This is a genomic window from Clostridium sp. (genome assembly GCF_016650035.1).
In the GTDB taxonomy this organism is placed as follows: Bacteria; Bacillota; Clostridia; order Clostridiales; family Clostridiaceae; genus Clostridium_AD.
The window spans coordinates 1-17,360 of record NZ_JAENWM010000011.1 but is presented as its reverse complement, the minus strand read 5'-3'; the positions used below and the strand labels follow the sequence as shown (position 1 = coordinate 17,360).

Sequence of the window (17,360 nt, the reverse complement as noted above, 5' to 3'; positions counted from 1 at the left end):
ATTCTATCTATTTATATTATCGTATATAACTTTCGAAAGTTTATACAGTATTTTATTATTAATGATTTATTTACATATACATTTAATCCAATGGTTTGATTTACAATGTATCTTATATATAATAAAGCTTAAAAAAACAAAAAGGAATAAATTTTCATTATCCCTTTTATAAAATATATAATTATATAATTCATATAATCTTATTCAACTATTGCCTTAACTCTTTCTTCTCCACTAATTATGCTAGTAATTCTAACTCCAAAATTCTCATCTACAACTACAACTTCTCCATATGCTATCTTCTTGCCATTTACCAATATATCTACTGGCTCCTCAGCTAGCTTATCAAGTTCAATTAGAGAACCTGTTCCCAAATTCAAAATATCCCTAATATTTTTTTTAGTTTTTCCAAGAACTACGGAAATTCCTAAAGGTACATCTAATATTAAGTCAATGTTTCTAGTAGCATTATAAACTGGAGCCTTTGTTAGAGGTTTAAATTCTGCCTGTCTAACCTCTACTTGCGGCTGCTGCCTCTCAATTGGTTTTGGCTCATATTCTGGTTCTGGCTGCACATTGTTATACGTTGGTGCATATTGTGGCACTTCATTTGCATGAGGTGCTACCTTAGGAGCACTTTCAACCTTTGGAGTACTCTCTACCTTTGGAGCACTTTCTACCTTAGGAGCTACATTAGTTTCTTCTGTCCCCATCATAATAGCCACTATTTTTTTAGCAGTTTCAGTAGGTAGTACTTGCATTATAACACTGTCAATTAAATCCCCAATAGTTATTTTAAAAGCTACCTGAACAATTTCCTCATCTTCATTTATACTATCACATAAAGGTGAAGTGCTTTCATCCCAAATCCTAGAAACTGGTGGTGAAATATTCACTTCTCTAGCAAACATTGTCGCCATAGATGTTGCCGCAGACCCAATCATCTGATTCATAGCTTCTGAAACAGCACTAATTTCAATTTCTGATAGCACTGGTACTCCTTCTAATATTCCATCCCCGCCCATCATTAAACTAGCTATAACAGCAGCATCAGTAGTTTTCATTACTAAAAGGTTTCCACCTGTTATACCACTTGTAAATTTCACGTCTAGTGAAATATTAGGAACTTCATAATTTTCTTTCAATTTTTTAAGTGTACTTACTGAAACCACTGGTGTTGCTATATTCACCGGTTGCCCTACTATAGTAGAAAGAGCTGTTGATGCTGATCCCATAGAAATATTTCCAACTTCACCTAGCAAATCTTTCTCAATATCAGAAAGCTCAAACGCCTGTATAGGTTCAGGAGTTATGTCAGGTTCCGAACTCATGTCGCCTCCATTTAAGAGAGCGTCAATTTCTTCTTGTGAAAGAAAGCCGTTACTCATAATTTTCCACATCCTTATCTATTATATCTAATATCTGAATCCCCTTATTTTTACCTATAGTACCAGGAATACCTGTATAACACAATCGTCCTTCCACAAATACTTTGACTGGACTATCGCTGGTATTATCCAGTGTTATAACATCACCCTCATTTAACTGTAAAAACTCATCTACAGTAATATTAGTTGAACCTAGAAGTCCCGTTAGTGGAACACTTACTATATTTAGCCGTTCTTTTAATTTATCTCTAGATTCACTGACAATTTCCTCATCATTTTTCCTAAACCAATATTGCACAACAAGTTTATCTAGTACTTTTTCAATACTTAAATAAGGAATACAAATATTTATGAAATTATTAGTATTCATCATTTCTACCGAAAAAGTAATTAGTGCAACAGGTTCATTGGGAGCTAGTGTTTGATTAAGTGCAGGGTTGGTCTCAAGTGCCTCGATCTCTGGTTGTACATCCAAAACATCTTCCCAAGCAAGTTTTAAGTTAGATATAAGCCCAGCATTAACCTTTTTCAATATGTTTTTATCTATATCAGAAAAATCTTTTAATTTGATCTTTCTATTCCCCATCCCTCCAAGGAGTATATCAATTACTTGAAACGCAAATTGAGGATTAGTTTCAAATAATATAGAACCGCTTAGTGGTGGCATTTTAAATATAGTTAAAACTGTAGGATTAGGAATTGAATGAATAAATTCATCATAGGTTATTTGCTGAATACTTTCAATTTTAACCTTCACATTGTTTCTAAGTTGCGCAGATAAATAACTTGATATTATTCTTCCATAATTATCGTGAATGAGCTCAAGCGTTCTCAGATGGTCTTTCGAGAATTTTTGAGGGCTTCTAAAATCATATAGCTTAATTTTATGTTTTTCATCTTCGCCCGGGATTTGATCTGCTTCTATTTCCCCAGAGGATAGGGCAGATAAAAGTGAATCTATTTCACTTTGTGATAATACTTCTGCCATGTTTCTACCTCATTTCTATATATATTAGAATTATTTTTCTTATCTTTCGAAAAGCTCTTATCCTTCGAAAAGCTCTTATCCTTCGATAAGCTTACTAATATCAATTAATGTAACAATTCTATCTTTAAAGTTTATAACACCTTTAATGTAACCTTTATCTCTTTCATTTTCAATTTTTTCTATTTGATTTTCTTCAATTTCTAATACTTCATCAACTTGATCTACAGTAACTCCAACAAATTCTTCTTCTAGTTTCAATATAATGATGTTTTCTTGGATCTCTTTTCCATTTTCAATATCTAAAAGGATATTTATATCTAGTAGAGAAATTATAGTCCCTCTTAGATTAATTAGACCTTTTATATACTCTGGAGACTTTGGTACTTTTGTTATTTCCATCATATCATTAATACTTTGAACTTTAGATGATTCTACTGCAAATTGTTCCTCGTTAACCTTAAATACAAGTACTTGCATAATGTTCCCCTCCTAGCCTACAACTTTTTTTATTGCTTCAAGTACTCTATCTGCTTGAAACGGTTTAACAATAAAATCTTTTGCACCAGCTCTTATTGCATCCATAACCATAGTTTGTTGACCCATAGCACTACACATAATTATTTTTGCAGTAGGATCAAAAGCTTTAATTGCTTTAACAGCTTCAATTCCATCCATCTCTGGCATTGTAATATCCATAGTAACAACATCTGGTCTTTCTACTTTATACATTTCCACAGCTTTTATTCCATTATTTGCTTCACCTATAACATCAAACCCGTTCTTCTCTAATATATCTTTTATCATCATTCTCATAAATGCTGCGTCATCAACAATTAATACTTTAGCCATTTTATACTACCTCCAATTAATTTACACCTAATGAATTCAATATTTTTTCTAGTGATCCGGGCATTGGTATATAGTAGAAATGCCCACTGATTTTTTTATTTTCCTGTAAAAATTGTGTTTCTAAATCAAGTATATACTCATCAAATTGACCTGCCTCAATAAACGTAGTCGAGAGTATTGCTCCCATCATATCTAAAGCAACCGCAGGCACCGAAGGAGTAAGTACAAGATTTGTAAGTTTTGCTATTGCATTCATGAAAGAGCTGGAAATAATATTTCCTATTTCACATAAGGCTGAACTTCCAATTTCTGTTATTTCTTTCTGTTTCTCACCCATAAGTACTGAAATGAATTTTAAAGCAGTTTCCTTATCTAAAGTATACAGTATATTACCTGGTATATCACCAAGAACTCGCACAATTACACCAATTACTACCTCTTCCACACCGATTTTCGAAAAAATATCATCAAATGGAATAATATTTACTGATGGAACCGTCATATCTACCTTTTGGTTCAATAATCTTGATAATGAAGTAGCTGCATTTCCTACACCAATATTCCCTACTTCTTGTAGAACATCTAATTGCATAGGACTAAGCTTTGAATAATCCATTTAATAATATCCTCCTTAGACTAAAGCCGCAACATCTAATATTAATGTAACTAGGCCATCTCCTAAAATCGTTGCCCCTATATATTCTTTTAATCCATGGAGCGTTTTCCCTAAGGGCTTAATTACAATTTCTTGTTGACCTAGAAGTGAATCTACTAAAAGACCTACTGTTTTCTCTCCCACCTTTACGATAACGATGTATTTCTTTGCTTTACTCTCAGTTTCTGTTTGTAATCTTTTACTTACCCTTACTAATGGAATTACGCTGTCATTATAAAGAATAACTTCTTTATTATTAGTTTTCTTAATAAGTGTTTCCTTGTAGTCTATTACCCTATCAATATATCCAAGAGAAATAGCCATAGTTTCATCACCAATTTTTACAAGGAGAGCTTGTATAATTTGTAGTGTCAAAGGTAATCTTATAATAAAAGAGGTACCTTTGTCAATTTCACTAGTAGCATCTACACTTCCACCTAAAGCAGCAATTTTAGTTTTAACAACATCCATGCCAACTCCACGCCCTGAAATATCTGTCACTTCTTCATTAGTACTAAATCCCTGTGCAAAAATCAAATTCTTTATATCTGTATCTGACATTCCTTCAGTGTTTATACCTATTTTATTAGCTTTGGCCACTATTTTATTAACATCTAGCCCCTTGCCGTCATCTTGCACTTTTATTATGGCTTTAGTGCCTTCAGCGTAAGCTATAAGCTTAATAGTTCCCACAGGATTTTTCCCTTTGGAAATTCTCTCAGCGCTGGATTCAATACCATGATCCGCTGCATTTCGAAGCAAATGTAATAATGGTTCCCCTATTTCATCAATAACTGTCCTATCAAGTTCTGTTTCCTGTCCTTGTATTTCAAGTTCCATTTCTTTTTCAAGATTTTTGGATAAGTCTCTTATCATCCTTGGAAACCTATTGAATACTACTTCCAGTGGAAGCATCCTTATTTTCATTACTAAATCTTGCAGCTCTGAAGTTGCCCTACCTACTTGTTCTAAAGTTTCGTTTAAATCCTCCAATTTATGAACACTACTTATTTGTTCTAGTCTTGTTCTATGAATTACAAGTTCTGACACCATATTCATAAAACTATCTAACCTATCTAGTTCAACTCTTACAGATTGATGAGCTTTTTTATGAACTACCGCTTCTTTTTTATCATCATTTTGGACAACTTCGGAGCCTTTTACCTCAATTTTTTTAAATTCCCCTAAGTTTTCTGTCAAATCATCAGCATTATTTTCCAGCACAACCTCTTTCACTATTACCTCATCCACTTCGGAAATATTCATCAAAATGTTTACAACTTCATCTTTATTTTTATTCGTAATATAAATTAATTTTATTTCAAATTCAAAATTCTCATTTTCTAAATCCTCAGCTCCAGGTATAGATTTTATTATTTCACCATACTCCTCTAAACTCTTAAAAATAAGAAATGCTCTCGCTGATTTAAGTAGCGTATTTGCACTTATTAAAATTTTTATATCAAAAGCATTATACATTTTTTCCACAGCTTGCTTAACAATATCAATGTCATATTCATTAAGGACAATTTTATCACTTGTAGCAGAATTAGCATTACTGGTAACAGGAGTTTCTGTTTGGGTTTTCACAGAAATATTATCTCCTTCTGCTATGGAATGTAAGTCATCTATTATATCCTGGATTGAAAGTTCTTCAGATATTCCCTCCGAAACATTATTTACCATTTTTTCTAGTGTATCCAGACATCTAAATAAAACAGTTACCACCTTTTCAGTTACTTTAAGTTTACCTTCTCTAAATTTAGATAGAACATCTTCCATTTTATGTGTTAATTCAGCCATTTGATTAAATCCCATAGTTGCAGCCATACCTTTTATAGTATGAGCTACTCTAAATATTTCATTTAGTTTATCTATGTTTTCAGGTGTTTGTTCTAGCTCAAGAAGAGATTCATTCAATGTCTGCAAATTTTCTATTGACTCTTCTAAAAACATTGACATATATTGTGATGTATCCATTTTTTTCCCTCCCATTAATTGTTATGCTTTTTATATTTTTTTATAAATAAATGTAGATGCTTTTTCAAATCCATACTCTTTATAATTATATATACTTTCTGTAGCCCCTACAAACAGTAATCCTCCTTTTTTCAGAGATTCACTAAATTTTTTATATATTTTATCCTTAATGTCTCCATTAAAATAAATAACTACGTTTCGGCACACTATTACATCAAAATTGCACTCATACTTGTCTAAAATAAGATCATGCTTCTTAAAATCCACCATTTTTTTAATTGTAGAATTAAGACAGTATTTATCTCCCTGAATTATAAAATATTTATCCAAAAATCCACTTGGTACATTTTTAATTTCTGCATAAACATATTCACCATTATTAGCTTTTCCTAGTATTGTGCTATCTATGTCTGTAGCTAGAATTTTATGGTTAGCTCTAGGATATAAATCATCCATAATCATAGCTACCGAATAAGGTTCAGCTCCAACAGAACATGCTGCACTCCAAATCTTAAGTCCTGAACTATATGATAGTTCAGATGCTATTTTTTTCGAAAATTCAGAAAATATTTCTGGATTTCTAAAAAATTCTGTTACGTTTATTGTGATGAAATCTAAGAATTTCTGCTTTTGTAGAGGATCCCTCTTTAATAAATTAATATATTCCTCTACAGAATTAACTCCAACTCTAGACATTAAGCTTAGGATTCGTCTATGTAATTGATTAGATTTATATGCTGATAAATCTATCTTATATTCTTTTAAAACCCATTGCTGAAAATATATTAAGTCCATTGCTATCTCATCTCCCTGCTAGAATTTCACTAATTCTTTCAGCAATATCCGAAAGTGGGATGATTTCATCCACTTTACCCGTTTCAAAAGCTGCCTTTGGCATGCCATAAATGATGCAAGTAGACTTATGCTCTGCTATAGTAATTCCTCCATTATCTTTAATCGCTACGGTTCCATTTGCTCCATCACGTCCCATTCCAGTAAGTATAACACTTAATAACCTAGGTCCGTAAACTTTAGTAGCAGATAAGAATAGTTTATCTGCGCAGGGCCTAACTCCCCAAAGGGTAGGTTCTGTATTTAGATGTATCCTTTTGTCAATCCCTATCTCCATGTGAAAACCACCGGGAGCTATATATACTACATTTTTTTCTACAGTGTCACCATCTTGTGCTTCTACAACCATTATTTCACTGTTCACATTAAGTCGCTGCGCAAACGCCTTTGTAAAGCCTGTTGGCATATGTTGCACTACTAGTACTGGCACCCCTAGATTTTTAGGTAATTCTGTTATTACTTTATATAATGCTTTGGGACCACCAGTGGAAGCTGCAATAACTATAGCCTCTATGCTGTGTGCTCCTGTATTTGTAGTGTGTGCTATTGCTAAATTATTTTTTTTCTCAATTCCTTTGTTTATAACCTGCCTACGAGTAAAAGCCAATTTTATCTTTTGCACCAGTTCATTTTTAACTTTATTAAATTCTAGTGATATTGACCCAGATGGTTTGGCTATAAAATCAAAAGCTCCTAGCTGTAGACATTCCATAGTGAGTTCCGTTCCAGTTTTAGATACACTACTAAGCATAATAACTGGTATGTTAATATTTTTTTTTTGCAATTGCCCTAAGGTTTCAATCCCATCCATTTTAGACATTTCAATATCCAAAGTTATTATATCCGGTTTTTCAAGGGTGATTTTTGATAACAGTTCTTCTCCATTTCTTGCTGTATCTATAACTTCCATTTCTGTCTCGCTATTGATCATATCAGAAATTATTTTTCTCATTAATGCTGAATCATCTACTACAATAACTTTAATTTTTCTTAACAATATATTTCACCCCATTGCTGTTTGCATAAAATCTAAATTTCAATGATACCTATACCGACAGTTCTAATAGACAGGACTCCACTAGCGGTATCAAATATTAAAGTTCTTCCCTTATTTCCGCCAATGTCTTCTGCTATTATAGGTATAGATAGTTCTTTAAGCGCATTTTTAACAGCTATACCATTTCTATTACCAATGTCCATTATTATACTTTTATCCGCAAAATTAAACATGGAAGCTCCACCTGCTATTTTAGCTCTCATATTTTTAAGCTTTGCTCCTTTTTTTATCATATCCTGGACGAGTAATGGTATAGCTAAATCTGCAAATTTCATTTCATTGGTTACTTTGTTAAATTGATTACTATCCGGAAGCATTATGTGTGCCAATCCTCCAAGTGCTAGTACTTTATCATAAATTGCAATGCCAACACAAGATCCCAGTCCCACAGTTATTAGTTTATCCGGAGAGTATGCTACATTTAGATCTGCAATCCCTACTTTCATCTCAATATATTCCATCTCCACACCTTATTTACATTATTTGTATTTTTTTCTTGTTCTGTTAATATACCTGAAAGATTTAAATATATAATTATTTTACCATCAATTTTAATAAATCCTTTGATATATCTTTTTGAAATTCCAGTAATTATCTCTGGTAAATCTTCTACATTATTGCACTTTACATCCTTAACTTCAGAAACAAAATCAACTATTATACCTATTTTGCTATAGTTTTGCTTCACAACTATTATCTTAGTTTGTTCTGAAGTTTCTGTTATAGGCAAATTGAATCTTTTTGATATTGATATAACCGATAAAATTTTGCCCTCATAATTTATCACACCTTCAACAAATGCTGGCGAATCTGGAATTTTAGTCGATTTTTCGTATCCTAGTATTCTTTCTACTTCCATAATATTAGTAGCATAATACTCATCATTTACGCTAAAAATTAAGATTTTAATATCTTGGTCCTCCATATTAGCTCCCCCTATAATCGTAATTTATCAACAATTAGCTCTCCGGAATCATCTATATAAGCATGGACATTTTTACTAGTAATATCTAAAACGTATTCTCTAGCTCCTATAACAAACCTAGTATTTGAATAAGCAATTTCTGCCCATATTTGGCCATGGTTTTCTACAATAAGCTGAGTTGATACCCCCCCATTTCCACCAACTGTTTTGCATTTAATTTCTTTCCCAGCTTTTATAAGTCCACCCCTGGCTACACTTTTATCTTTTTTAAATATCACACTATCACTTGCATGTATTTGTGATACGTATTGTCCTTTTCCACTAAAAATTACATTACCTGAACTCTTAATTATTGAATCTTGACAATAATCCAGAACTACATCCACAGGAAGAGTTAAATCTATTGAGAGTGTGACGATTTTATTATCAATAATTGACACAGCATCATTTAATTCCTCATAGTGTTCTATACTAAGAGGTCCTAAATTAAGTATTTTATGTTTTATAATAAATACTAATGGATCCTCTTCACCTTCCGACTGTGATATTTTCTCAAGGACCTTAATTGATGTTTTAGGAAGTTTCTTAAATTTAGTTTCAAGCAAAATTTTAATTAATTCACCATCACTAGTATTCTTTTCTAAAAGGTTCATTTCTTTCAATTGACTTATTGAAGCTATTATTTTTTCTAAATCATTTTTCATGCTCATTAAATCGCTTAAATATTCTTGAGTTATTACATCTTCTTTACCAGCAGAAATAGCTGAATGAAATATATTGCCACGTATTACAATATCTCCATTAGCAATAATTATTGCTTCTGCTACATTATCTTTAATTAAAATAGAATTACCCGCTTCTACGCTCATGCCTTCGTGTACACTGCCATGGATAATTATATCTCCTAAAAATTTAACATTACCAGTTTTAAGTTCCACATCTCCATTTACTTCATAGGTTTTATAAACAAAAAAAGTTTTTCCTTTTACTGAAGGTCTACCTTCAATTTTAGCTACAACTGTGCATTCATCTTTCATTTCAGCTCCAGATCCAGCAGCTAATACTATTTTTTTTGCATTATTAGTTTTTACAATTTTACCCATAATATCCATTCCATCTTCTCCAACCGCTCCTGGATAAAGAATAGCTAAAACTTGTCCTTTTTCTACTGCATTAACGGTTCCTATGGCCTTGTAGTCTACAATTTGTTTGGTATCATGATTTTCAGAAAGTTCTTTGTGTGCCAAATCATACTTAATTTCAAACCTATCATCTATTTTCATTATAGGCTTCTTTCCTTTTGCAATAAGTAGTTCAGAAATTATCTCAACTTCGCAGCATTTTATAATTTCAGCTTTTAAAATACCATATTTAATATTATGATTTATAAGTTCGTTTTCAATTTCAACTGCGGTGAATTTGGGTGGCATAGTCTCTTCTTTTACTTCTGTTTCTAATACAACTGAACTTGCGGCCTTCAAATCTTTTAGTTTATAAGTAATATTAGGTTCGTACATAATACTAATATAAGCTTCCATCTTATCTAAACTTGTCCTTAAATCCATCTGCCTTTTAGCTTCATCTTCTTTAAGTAAAACTTCTAGATTACTTTCCGCGTATACAGGTGCATATAGGTTTACTTTTTCACCATCTAGAATTATCGTAAGACTATTTGTAGCAGAAATTAGTGCTGGTTTTCCACCTTGTTTAGGATTTTTTATAATAATTTCACCAAGAACAACTTCTATAGTTCCATTTGTTTCTTCACTAGGGATTTCTATTTTTTCTAAGTAATCTACATCCTCAATAGAAATCACAGCATGTTTCTTAAAAAAACCATTTTTCTCCTCTAGAATTGAATATTTAAGTTTTTCTACTGGTACACCTAAACTAATACTTGCACTTTGCAAACACTCTGAAACATTAACTCCTTGAAAATTTTTAGTGCCTACTTTACCTGCCAATTATACCACCTCTTTCTATAGTGAAATTATACCATCATTTATCCTTATATTTCTTTATAATACCAAATGTTTTATTTATTTATCGTCCTATTATAAAGAAACTTTACAAATTTTTGTTTATCTTGATTTAATTCAACATCAAATCCCACCATTATTGAATTTATAATAGAATTTTTTGATGAATTAAAAGAAAACTCATCCACACTTTTTATTGGTAATACCTTTGGTGAAGTCCCTGAAATAAACAAACCTGTTAAACCCTTTAAATGACTTTCGTGAATATCGTCTTCTCTAAAGTCTATATTTAAATTTTTGCAAACTTTTATAATAAATTGTCTTGTGATGCCCGGAAGCACTTTTAAACCCTTTGAAGTTACTACAGTAGAACCTTTTATCATGAAAATATTTGATTTACTACCTTCAGTAATAAAGCCATGATTATCCACAAGAATTGCCTCGTATACTTTTCCACTTTTAATTTTTTGATCTACCTTTTCTCTAAATTTATTATTTATCACTTTAGCATTTGGATTTTCACGTTCAACCTGATATGTAATGGTTTTCACACCTTCTTCATATTGTTCCAGTGACGGATAGTCATGTGGAATAAAATAAGCTAAGAATCTTTCACTGAAAGTATTATTTCCACTTTTCTCATCTCTTGGATCATAATTTATAATTAATTTTAAATTTTCGTTTTGAGCACTATTTTTATCTATTAATTTAATAATTCCATCTATAATTTCATCCCTTGTAATATGGAGACTATATCTCATAATGTTCGCAGAATTTTCTAACCTGTCTAGATGTTCCATAAGAAAAACAGGAATTCCATCACTTACTCGTATAACTTCATATAAGGTTTTACCTTCACTCTTATAGTAACTGTCAAATTCTCCACTGTTTTTAATTTCCTCTCCGAATAAAAAATATGAATTTGTACACTTCTCCATAAATATATCCCCCTTGTATCTTTATTAATTCTTTATTTCCACTTTAAAATTTCTATTTTATCGTGTGTTTTCTTAAAGTTTATTAAATAAGGATGACCAACTAGGTTGAAAAGTGGAAGATCTGATAGAGAATCAGAATACATATATGAACTTTCAAAATCAACCTGGATATTTTCTTCCTTTAATACTTGTTTTAATCTTATTACTTTTTCCTCGCCTTTACAATTTTTCCCAATGATTTCATTTCTATGAAATCCACTATCAGTCAAAAACCTAGTCCCTATTACCTTGTCAACTTCCTTTATATTATAGAGCTCACTTAAATAGAATTCCGCAGAAGCTGAGATCAAATAGATCTTGTACCCCTGTGCTTTCATTTTTTTAATGGTATCAATAGCATCCTTATACAATATTTTACTTAACCGTGTTTCATAAAATTCACTGACAATTTTCTTCATTTCCTCTTCCTCTATACCGTCAATAAATCTTATAAAAATTTTCTTTAATTTTGAAGCATCATATATCTTAAAAGCGTAAAATATAGATGAAAATATACTTTTAGGTAAATATTTTATTAGTCTACGATTTTTTTTCATCATAAAAAGATAAAACTCTACTAATGTTTCCCTCTTTGTTAAAGTGTAATCCACATCAAAAATAGCTAATTTTTCTTTCATAAGTTCTCCTTTCTTAAAAAAACATATTAATATTGTTATTGTTACCATAAGCTTACTATTAATGCTTTTTAAAAAAACTTTAAAAAGAGCCGATGCATATGCAACGACTCTTTTATAAGATTATTTTTCTTCTTTAATCATTTTTTCGTAATATGCAGTTACTTCTGCAAATTCTTCATCTTCAGGAATAACGAGTTCTCCTGTTTCTGCATCTCCAACTACCTTGAAAAGATAAATTGAATCATCCTCAGGATTTTGAACTAATGCAAATTCATTATCTTTATAAGTAAATCCATCTACTACCTCACATGGAATTACATTACCATTTTCATCTTCTAAATCTACTGTTAATGCTTCACCTTCTCCACAACCACAACCACAATCTTCATCGTCATGTTCATGACCTCCGCATCCACAACCATCATTTTCATTGCTTCCACATCCGCAACCTTGGTTTTCTACTTCAGTTTCCTCTTCATTACAACCACAACCGCATCCGCAAGATGCATTTTTCTCTTCATTCATAATGTAATACCTCCTATATTGAGTATGTTATAATTCTACCCTTAATCATGCAATATTAATAGTGTTTTTCGAATTCTTTTTATTAAATTATTGTTAAATTTTATTATGAGCTAAAATTTCAAAGGAAGGTGGAATTTAATCCATCTTCCTTTGAAATTTTAATTTTAAATATTATTTTTGTTCAGCAAGTTTTTTGTAACCTTCTAATCTATCCATAGCATCTTTTTCTGTTTTAACAAATAATTCTTCTGCTATTTCAGGATAAACTTTTGCAAGTGAAGAATATCTTACTTCACCCATTAAGTATTCTCTAAATGAAGTAGTTGGCTCCTTAGAATCTAATATAAACGGATTCTTACCTGCTTCTTTTAATTCTGGATTAAATCTAAACATACCCCAGTATCCAGATTCAACGGCTCTCTTAGTTTCAAGTTGTGTACAACCCATTCCAACTTTGAGACCATGATTGATACATGGTGCATAAGCAATTATAAGTGATGGTCCTTTATAAGCTTCTGCTTCTTTTATAGCTTTTAGTGTTTGATTTTTATCAGCACCCATTGCTATTTGAGCAACATAAACATAACCATAACTCATTGCCATCATACCTAAATCTTTTTTCTTAGTTCTCTTTCCTGTTGCTGCAAATTTAGCTACAGCAGCTGTTGGAGTAGATTTCGAAGCTTGACCTCCAGTATTTGAATACACTTCTGTATCCATTACAAATATATTTACATCTTCGCCAGATGCAAGTACATGGTCAACTCCACCGTATCCAATATCATAAGCCCAACCGTCTCCACCAAATATCCATTGAGACTTCTTAATTAAATGATCTTTTTTACTGAAAATTTCTTTTAGCGCTTCACTACTATCTTTTTCAGCAGTTAATAGTGGTAATAATTTAGATGCTGCAGTTTTTGAACCCTCTGAATCATCTTTGTTTTCTATCCATTCATTAAGTGCTGCTTTTAATTCTTTGCTTGTGTTTGATGTTAAAGCTTCAACAGCTAACATTTCAACTTTATTTCTTAATTGCGTAGTTGCAATGTACATTCCAAGTCCAAATTCAGCATTATCTTCAAATAATGAATTAGCCCAAGCAGGTCCTTTACCACATTCATTAACTGTATATGGTGAAGCTGGTGAACTTCCTCCCCAAATTGATGAACATCCTGTAGCATTCGCTATAAGCATTCTATCACCAAATAATTGAGTAATAAGTCTAGCATATGGTGTTTCTCCACATCCAGCACAAGCTCCGCTGAATTCCATCAATGGTTTCTCAAATTGGCTTCCTTTAACAGTTGCTGTTCCCATTGGGTTTTCTTTTTTAGATAATGATAGCTCAAATTCCCAATTTTCTATTTTTTCTGATTGCGTTGCATATGGTTTCATAATTAGTGCTTTTTCTTTTGCTGGACATACTTCTGCACAATTACCACAACCAGTACAATCTTCTAAACTTATACCTATAGTGAAATTAAGACCTTCAAATTTCTTTCCACCTGAAGCTTTTTTACTTTCAAAATTAGCAGGAGCATTCTTAAGTTCTTCATCAGATGCTAAGAATGGTCTTATTACAGCATGTGGACATACATATGCACATTGATTACATTGTATGCAATTATCCATTTGCCATTCTGGTACATTAACAGCAATACCTCTTTTCTCGAATGCAGCTGTTCCTGGTATTATACTTCCATCTTCTATTCCAGCAAATGCTGAAACAGGAAGTGAATCTCCTTCTTGTCTATTCATTACATCAGCTATGTTTTTAACGAAATCTGGTCTAGCTGCAGTTTTAGTTTCAGTTGCATCTTTAGCATTTTTCCAGCTTTCTGGTACGTTAATCTTAACAACTGATTCAATTCCTTTATCTATTGCAGAATTGTTCATATTAACGATTTTTTCACCCTTTTTACCGTAAGATGTAACAACTGCTTGTTTAAGATACTTAACTGCATCTTCTGCAGGTATAATGTCAGCTAGTTTAAAGAAAGCTGATTGCATTATCATGTTTGTTCTTCCACCAAGACCTATGGATTGTGCTATACCAACTGCATCAATTATGTTGAAGTTAATATTGTGTTTTGCAATATACCTTTTCATTGATGCTGGTAAGTTTTGCTCTAGTTCTTCTTCGTTCCATATGCAGTTTAATAAGAATGTTCCATTATCTTTAATTCCTTTTAGAACATCATATTTATATACATAAGATTGGTTACCACAAGCAACATAGTTTGCAGCTGTAATTAAGTATGGTGATTTTATAGCCTTCTTACCGAATCTTAAGTGAGAAACTGTTATTCCACCAGATTTTTTGGAATCATATGCAAAGTATGCTTGAGCAAACATCTCTGTATGATCTCCTATGATTTTTATAGCACTCTTGTTAGCTCCAACAGTACCGTCTGATCCAAGTCCCCAGAATTTACATTCTTTAGTGCCCTCTGGAGTTGTTGTTACAGTTTCTCCAACAGGAAGTGATGTGTTAGTAACGTCATCTACTATACCTACAGTAAATCCATTTTTAGGTGAATCTGCTTTTAATGCATCATATACAGCAACAATGTGAGCTGGAGTAGTATCTTTTGAACCTAAACCATATCTTCCACCAACTATAATTGGTCTAACTGCTTTATCAAAATAAGCATTTCTTACATCTTGGAATAATGGTTCTCCAATAGATCCTGGTTCTTTAGTTCTATCAAGTACAGATATTTTTTTAACAGTACTTGGTATGTATTTAAAGAAATGGTCTAATGAGAATGGTCTGTAAAGATGTACCTTAAGTACTCCAACCTTTTCTCCTTTTGAAATTAAGTAATCTATAGTTTCTTCAATTGTATCACAAGCTGATCCCATTGCTATTATCATTCTATCTGCATCAGGTGCACCATAGTAATTAAATAAATGGTAGTCAGTTCCGATTAATGAATTAATTTTCCCCATGTAATCTTCAACTTTTTCTGGAAGAGCATCATAGTATCTGTTTGCTGCTTCTCTTCCTTGAAAATAAATATCTGGGTTTTGTGCTGTTCCACGAGTTACTGGGTGCTCTGGGTTCATTGCACTATTTCTAAATGATTCTACTGCGTCTTTATTTACAAGACTACCTAGTGTTTCATAATCCCATATTTGAATTTTTTGTATTTCATGAGAAGTTCTAAATCCATCAAAAAAACTTACAAATGGGATTTTTCCTTCAATAGCTGCTAAATGAGCTACTGGGGATAAGTCCATAACTTCCTGTACTGAACCTGATGCAAGTATTGCACATCCTGTTGCCCTAGTAGCCATTACATCTTGATGATCTCCAAAAATATTAAGAGCATGAGTAGCAAGTGATCTTGCAGCTACATGGAATACTCCAGGTAAAAGTTCTCCTGCAATTTTATACATATTAGGAATCATTAGTAGTAATCCTTGGGAAGATGTAAATGTAGTAGTTAGTGCTCCTGCTTGAAGCGAACCGTGAACTGTTCCTGCTGCTCCAGCTTCTGATTGCATCTCCACAATTTTAAGTACTTGACCAAATACATTCTTTGTTTCTTTAGCTGCTAGTTCATCACAGTATTCAGGCATTGTTGAAGATGGTGTTATAGGATAAATTGCTGCCACATCTGTAAATGCATAAGCAACGTGTGCGGCTGCTGTATTACCGTCCATAGTTTTCATTTTTCTCATTTAATATACCTTCTTTCATTAAATAATATTATAATAGATAAAAGCTTAATAGAGTCATTTTTTACGCTTAGTTTTTAGTTTGACCATGTAAAGAGCTTTTATCCAAATTAAAAATAACCTTATGTAAATGATAATTTACTCACAAATTATCTTTTCTTTGCATAGTCACAAGCATTTTTATAATTAAATGTTATTTAACCAAACTTCTTCCCATTTCCTCAGCTAGCACTAATTGCTCACTCGTAGGCGCTTCATTTACAGTTAAACTTTGAATAACATTAAATTGGTAATCTTTCATTAAACTTATCCATTTGGTCATAAACTCTCCATCATCCCAGCCATAAGATCCAAATAATCCTGTAACTTTATTACCAACTGGAATTAATTTAAATTTCTCAATGTAAGGTTGCATTTCATGTTGCTCAATCCTATTGTTATCCATTGATGGGCTTCCAAAAGCAACTGCATCTGCAGTAGTTACATCTTCCACTGTAGCTTCACTAACTAGTTTAATTAGTACCTTTGCACCTGCTTCTTTTGCTCCTTTGGCTATATGATTTGCCAAAACTTCAACATTTCCACCATTACTCCAATAAATTATTGTTAATTTTTTAATTACAATCACCTCACGAATATATATTAGTAGATAGTTTTTAATACCCTTTAATTATACATCAAAAACAAAAACATTCAAGTTTTTTTGTTGTAAATATTACAATATTATGATCCGTTTATGATAATGTCTTAGTATACCGTTTTTGATTATGTCCCAAACATACAAAAATATAGTGTAGAATATACCTCATAAGATTGTACAAATGGGGTGTTGATAATCAGAAAGGTAGATTTAAATATGA

The 17,360-nt window shown here is 32.0% G+C and carries 16 protein-coding genes; all 16 read right to left on the bottom strand.

Going from position 1 to position 17,360, the window contains the following annotated elements; translation table 11 throughout:
- Window positions 1–200: 200 nt before the first annotated feature.
- The gene (gene fliY / locus JJD95_RS04175) at window positions 201–1,388 is read right to left on the bottom strand and encodes a flagellar motor switch phosphatase FliY (RefSeq protein ID WP_291640666.1); all 1,188 of its coding nucleotides are present in this window, start codon (window positions 1,386–1,388) and stop codon (window positions 201–203) included.
- Window positions 1,381–2,376, bottom strand: a complete 996-nt coding sequence (gene fliM, locus JJD95_RS04170) for a flagellar motor switch protein FliM (protein ID WP_291640664.1) — start codon at window positions 2,374–2,376, stop codon at window positions 1,381–1,383. Before fliM ends, fliY begins: the two co-directional genes overlap by 8 nt.
- Window positions 2,377–2,451: 75 nt before the next feature.
- On the bottom strand, window positions 2,452–2,853 hold the full coding sequence (locus tag JJD95_RS04165) for a chemotaxis protein CheW (protein ID WP_291640662.1): 402 nt from the start codon (window positions 2,851–2,853) through the stop codon (window positions 2,452–2,454).
- 12 nt (window positions 2,854–2,865) lie between these two features.
- The gene (locus JJD95_RS04160; RefSeq protein ID WP_291640660.1) at window positions 2,866–3,225 is read right to left on the bottom strand and encodes a response regulator; all 360 of its coding nucleotides are present in this window, start codon (window positions 3,223–3,225) and stop codon (window positions 2,866–2,868) included.
- A 16-nt stretch (window positions 3,226–3,241) separates the two neighbouring features.
- Window positions 3,242–3,841 (bottom strand): chemotaxis protein CheC, encoded by a 600-nt coding sequence (locus JJD95_RS04155; RefSeq protein WP_291640658.1) that lies wholly within the window; start codon window positions 3,839–3,841, stop codon window positions 3,242–3,244.
- 15 nt (window positions 3,842–3,856) lie between these two features.
- Window positions 3,857–5,860 carry a chemotaxis protein CheA gene (locus JJD95_RS04150; protein ID WP_291640657.1) on the bottom strand — a complete coding sequence of 668 codons (2,004 nt, stop codon included), beginning with the start codon at window positions 5,858–5,860 and terminating at the stop codon, window positions 3,857–3,859.
- A 30-nt stretch (window positions 5,861–5,890) separates the two neighbouring features.
- Complete coding sequence (locus JJD95_RS04145; RefSeq protein ID WP_291640655.1) at window positions 5,891–6,655, bottom strand: protein-glutamate O-methyltransferase CheR; 765 nt, start codon at window positions 6,653–6,655, stop codon at window positions 5,891–5,893.
- A 7-nt stretch (window positions 6,656–6,662) separates the two neighbouring features.
- Window positions 6,663–7,709 carry a chemotaxis response regulator protein-glutamate methylesterase gene (locus JJD95_RS04140; RefSeq protein ID WP_291640653.1) on the bottom strand — a complete coding sequence of 349 codons (1,047 nt, stop codon included), beginning with the start codon at window positions 7,707–7,709 and terminating at the stop codon, window positions 6,663–6,665.
- 32 nt (window positions 7,710–7,741) lie between these two features.
- Entirely contained in the window at window positions 7,742–8,230 is a 489-nt protein-coding gene (locus tag JJD95_RS04135; protein WP_291640651.1) for a chemotaxis protein CheD, read from the bottom strand.
- Window positions 8,212–8,694 (bottom strand): chemotaxis protein CheW, encoded by a 483-nt coding sequence (locus tag JJD95_RS04130; RefSeq protein WP_291640649.1) that lies wholly within the window; start codon window positions 8,692–8,694, stop codon window positions 8,212–8,214. Before JJD95_RS04130 ends, JJD95_RS04135 begins: the two co-directional genes overlap by 19 nt.
- An 11-nt stretch (window positions 8,695–8,705) precedes the next feature.
- Window positions 8,706–10,658, bottom strand: coding sequence for a flagellar assembly protein A (locus JJD95_RS04125; RefSeq protein WP_291640647.1), 1,953 nt, complete (start codon window positions 10,656–10,658; stop codon window positions 8,706–8,708).
- Between the two features lie 71 nt (window positions 10,659–10,729).
- Window positions 10,730–11,611: an aminotransferase class IV gene (locus JJD95_RS04120; protein WP_291640645.1), complete on the bottom strand. Its 882-nt coding sequence runs from the start codon at window positions 11,609–11,611 to the stop codon at window positions 10,730–10,732.
- A 32-nt stretch (window positions 11,612–11,643) separates the two neighbouring features.
- Window positions 11,644–12,288: an HAD-IB family hydrolase gene (locus JJD95_RS04115; RefSeq protein ID WP_291640643.1), complete on the bottom strand. Its 645-nt coding sequence runs from the start codon at window positions 12,286–12,288 to the stop codon at window positions 11,644–11,646.
- Window positions 12,289–12,408: 120 nt separating this feature from the next.
- A complete protein-coding gene (locus tag JJD95_RS04110; protein ID WP_291640641.1) occupies window positions 12,409–12,813 on the bottom strand; it encodes a DUF1292 domain-containing protein in 405 nt (134 codons plus the stop codon).
- Window positions 12,814–12,984: 171 nt separating this feature from the next.
- Entirely contained in the window at window positions 12,985–16,503 is a 3,519-nt protein-coding gene (gene nifJ, locus JJD95_RS04105) for a pyruvate:ferredoxin (flavodoxin) oxidoreductase (protein ID WP_291640639.1), read from the bottom strand.
- A gap of 190 nt (window positions 16,504–16,693) precedes the next feature.
- Window positions 16,694–17,119, bottom strand: a complete 426-nt coding sequence (locus JJD95_RS04100; protein ID WP_291640766.1) for a flavodoxin — start codon at window positions 17,117–17,119, stop codon at window positions 16,694–16,696.
- Window positions 17,120–17,360: the final 241 nt, after the last annotated feature.

Excerpts from the sequence above, each read along its gene's own strand:
- fliY (WP_291640666.1), bottom strand. The coding sequence starts at position 1,388 with ATGAGTAACGGCTTTCTTTCACAAGAAGAAATTGACGCTCTCTTAAAT.
- fliM (WP_291640664.1), bottom strand. The coding sequence starts at position 2,376 with ATGGCAGAAGTATTATCACAAAGTGAAATAGATTCACTTTTATCTGCC.
- JJD95_RS04165 (WP_291640662.1), bottom strand. The coding sequence starts at position 2,853 with ATGCAAGTACTTGTATTTAAGGTTAACGAGGAACAATTTGCAGTAGAA.
- JJD95_RS04160 (WP_291640660.1), bottom strand. The coding sequence starts at position 3,225 with ATGGCTAAAGTATTAATTGTTGATGACGCAGCATTTATGAGAATGATG.
- JJD95_RS04155 (WP_291640658.1), bottom strand. The coding sequence starts at position 3,841 with ATGGATTATTCAAAGCTTAGTCCTATGCAATTAGATGTTCTACAAGAA.
- JJD95_RS04150 (WP_291640657.1), bottom strand. The coding sequence starts at position 5,860 with ATGGATACATCACAATATATGTCAATGTTTTTAGAAGAGTCAATAGAA.
- JJD95_RS04145 (WP_291640655.1), bottom strand. The coding sequence starts at position 6,655 with ATGGACTTAATATATTTTCAGCAATGGGTTTTAAAAGAATATAAGATA.
- JJD95_RS04135 (WP_291640651.1), bottom strand. The coding sequence starts at position 8,230 with ATGGAATATATTGAGATGAAAGTAGGGATTGCAGATCTAAATGTAGCA.
- JJD95_RS04130 (WP_291640649.1), bottom strand. The coding sequence starts at position 8,694 with ATGGAGGACCAAGATATTAAAATCTTAATTTTTAGCGTAAATGATGAG.
- JJD95_RS04120 (WP_291640645.1), bottom strand. The coding sequence starts at position 11,611 with ATGGAGAAGTGTACAAATTCATATTTTTTATTCGGAGAGGAAATTAAA.
- JJD95_RS04115 (WP_291640643.1), bottom strand. The coding sequence starts at position 12,288 with ATGAAAGAAAAATTAGCTATTTTTGATGTGGATTACACTTTAACAAAG.
- JJD95_RS04110 (WP_291640641.1), bottom strand. The coding sequence starts at position 12,813 with ATGAATGAAGAGAAAAATGCATCTTGCGGATGCGGTTGTGGTTGTAAT.
- nifJ (WP_291640639.1), bottom strand. The coding sequence starts at position 16,503 with ATGAGAAAAATGAAAACTATGGACGGTAATACAGCAGCCGCACACGTT.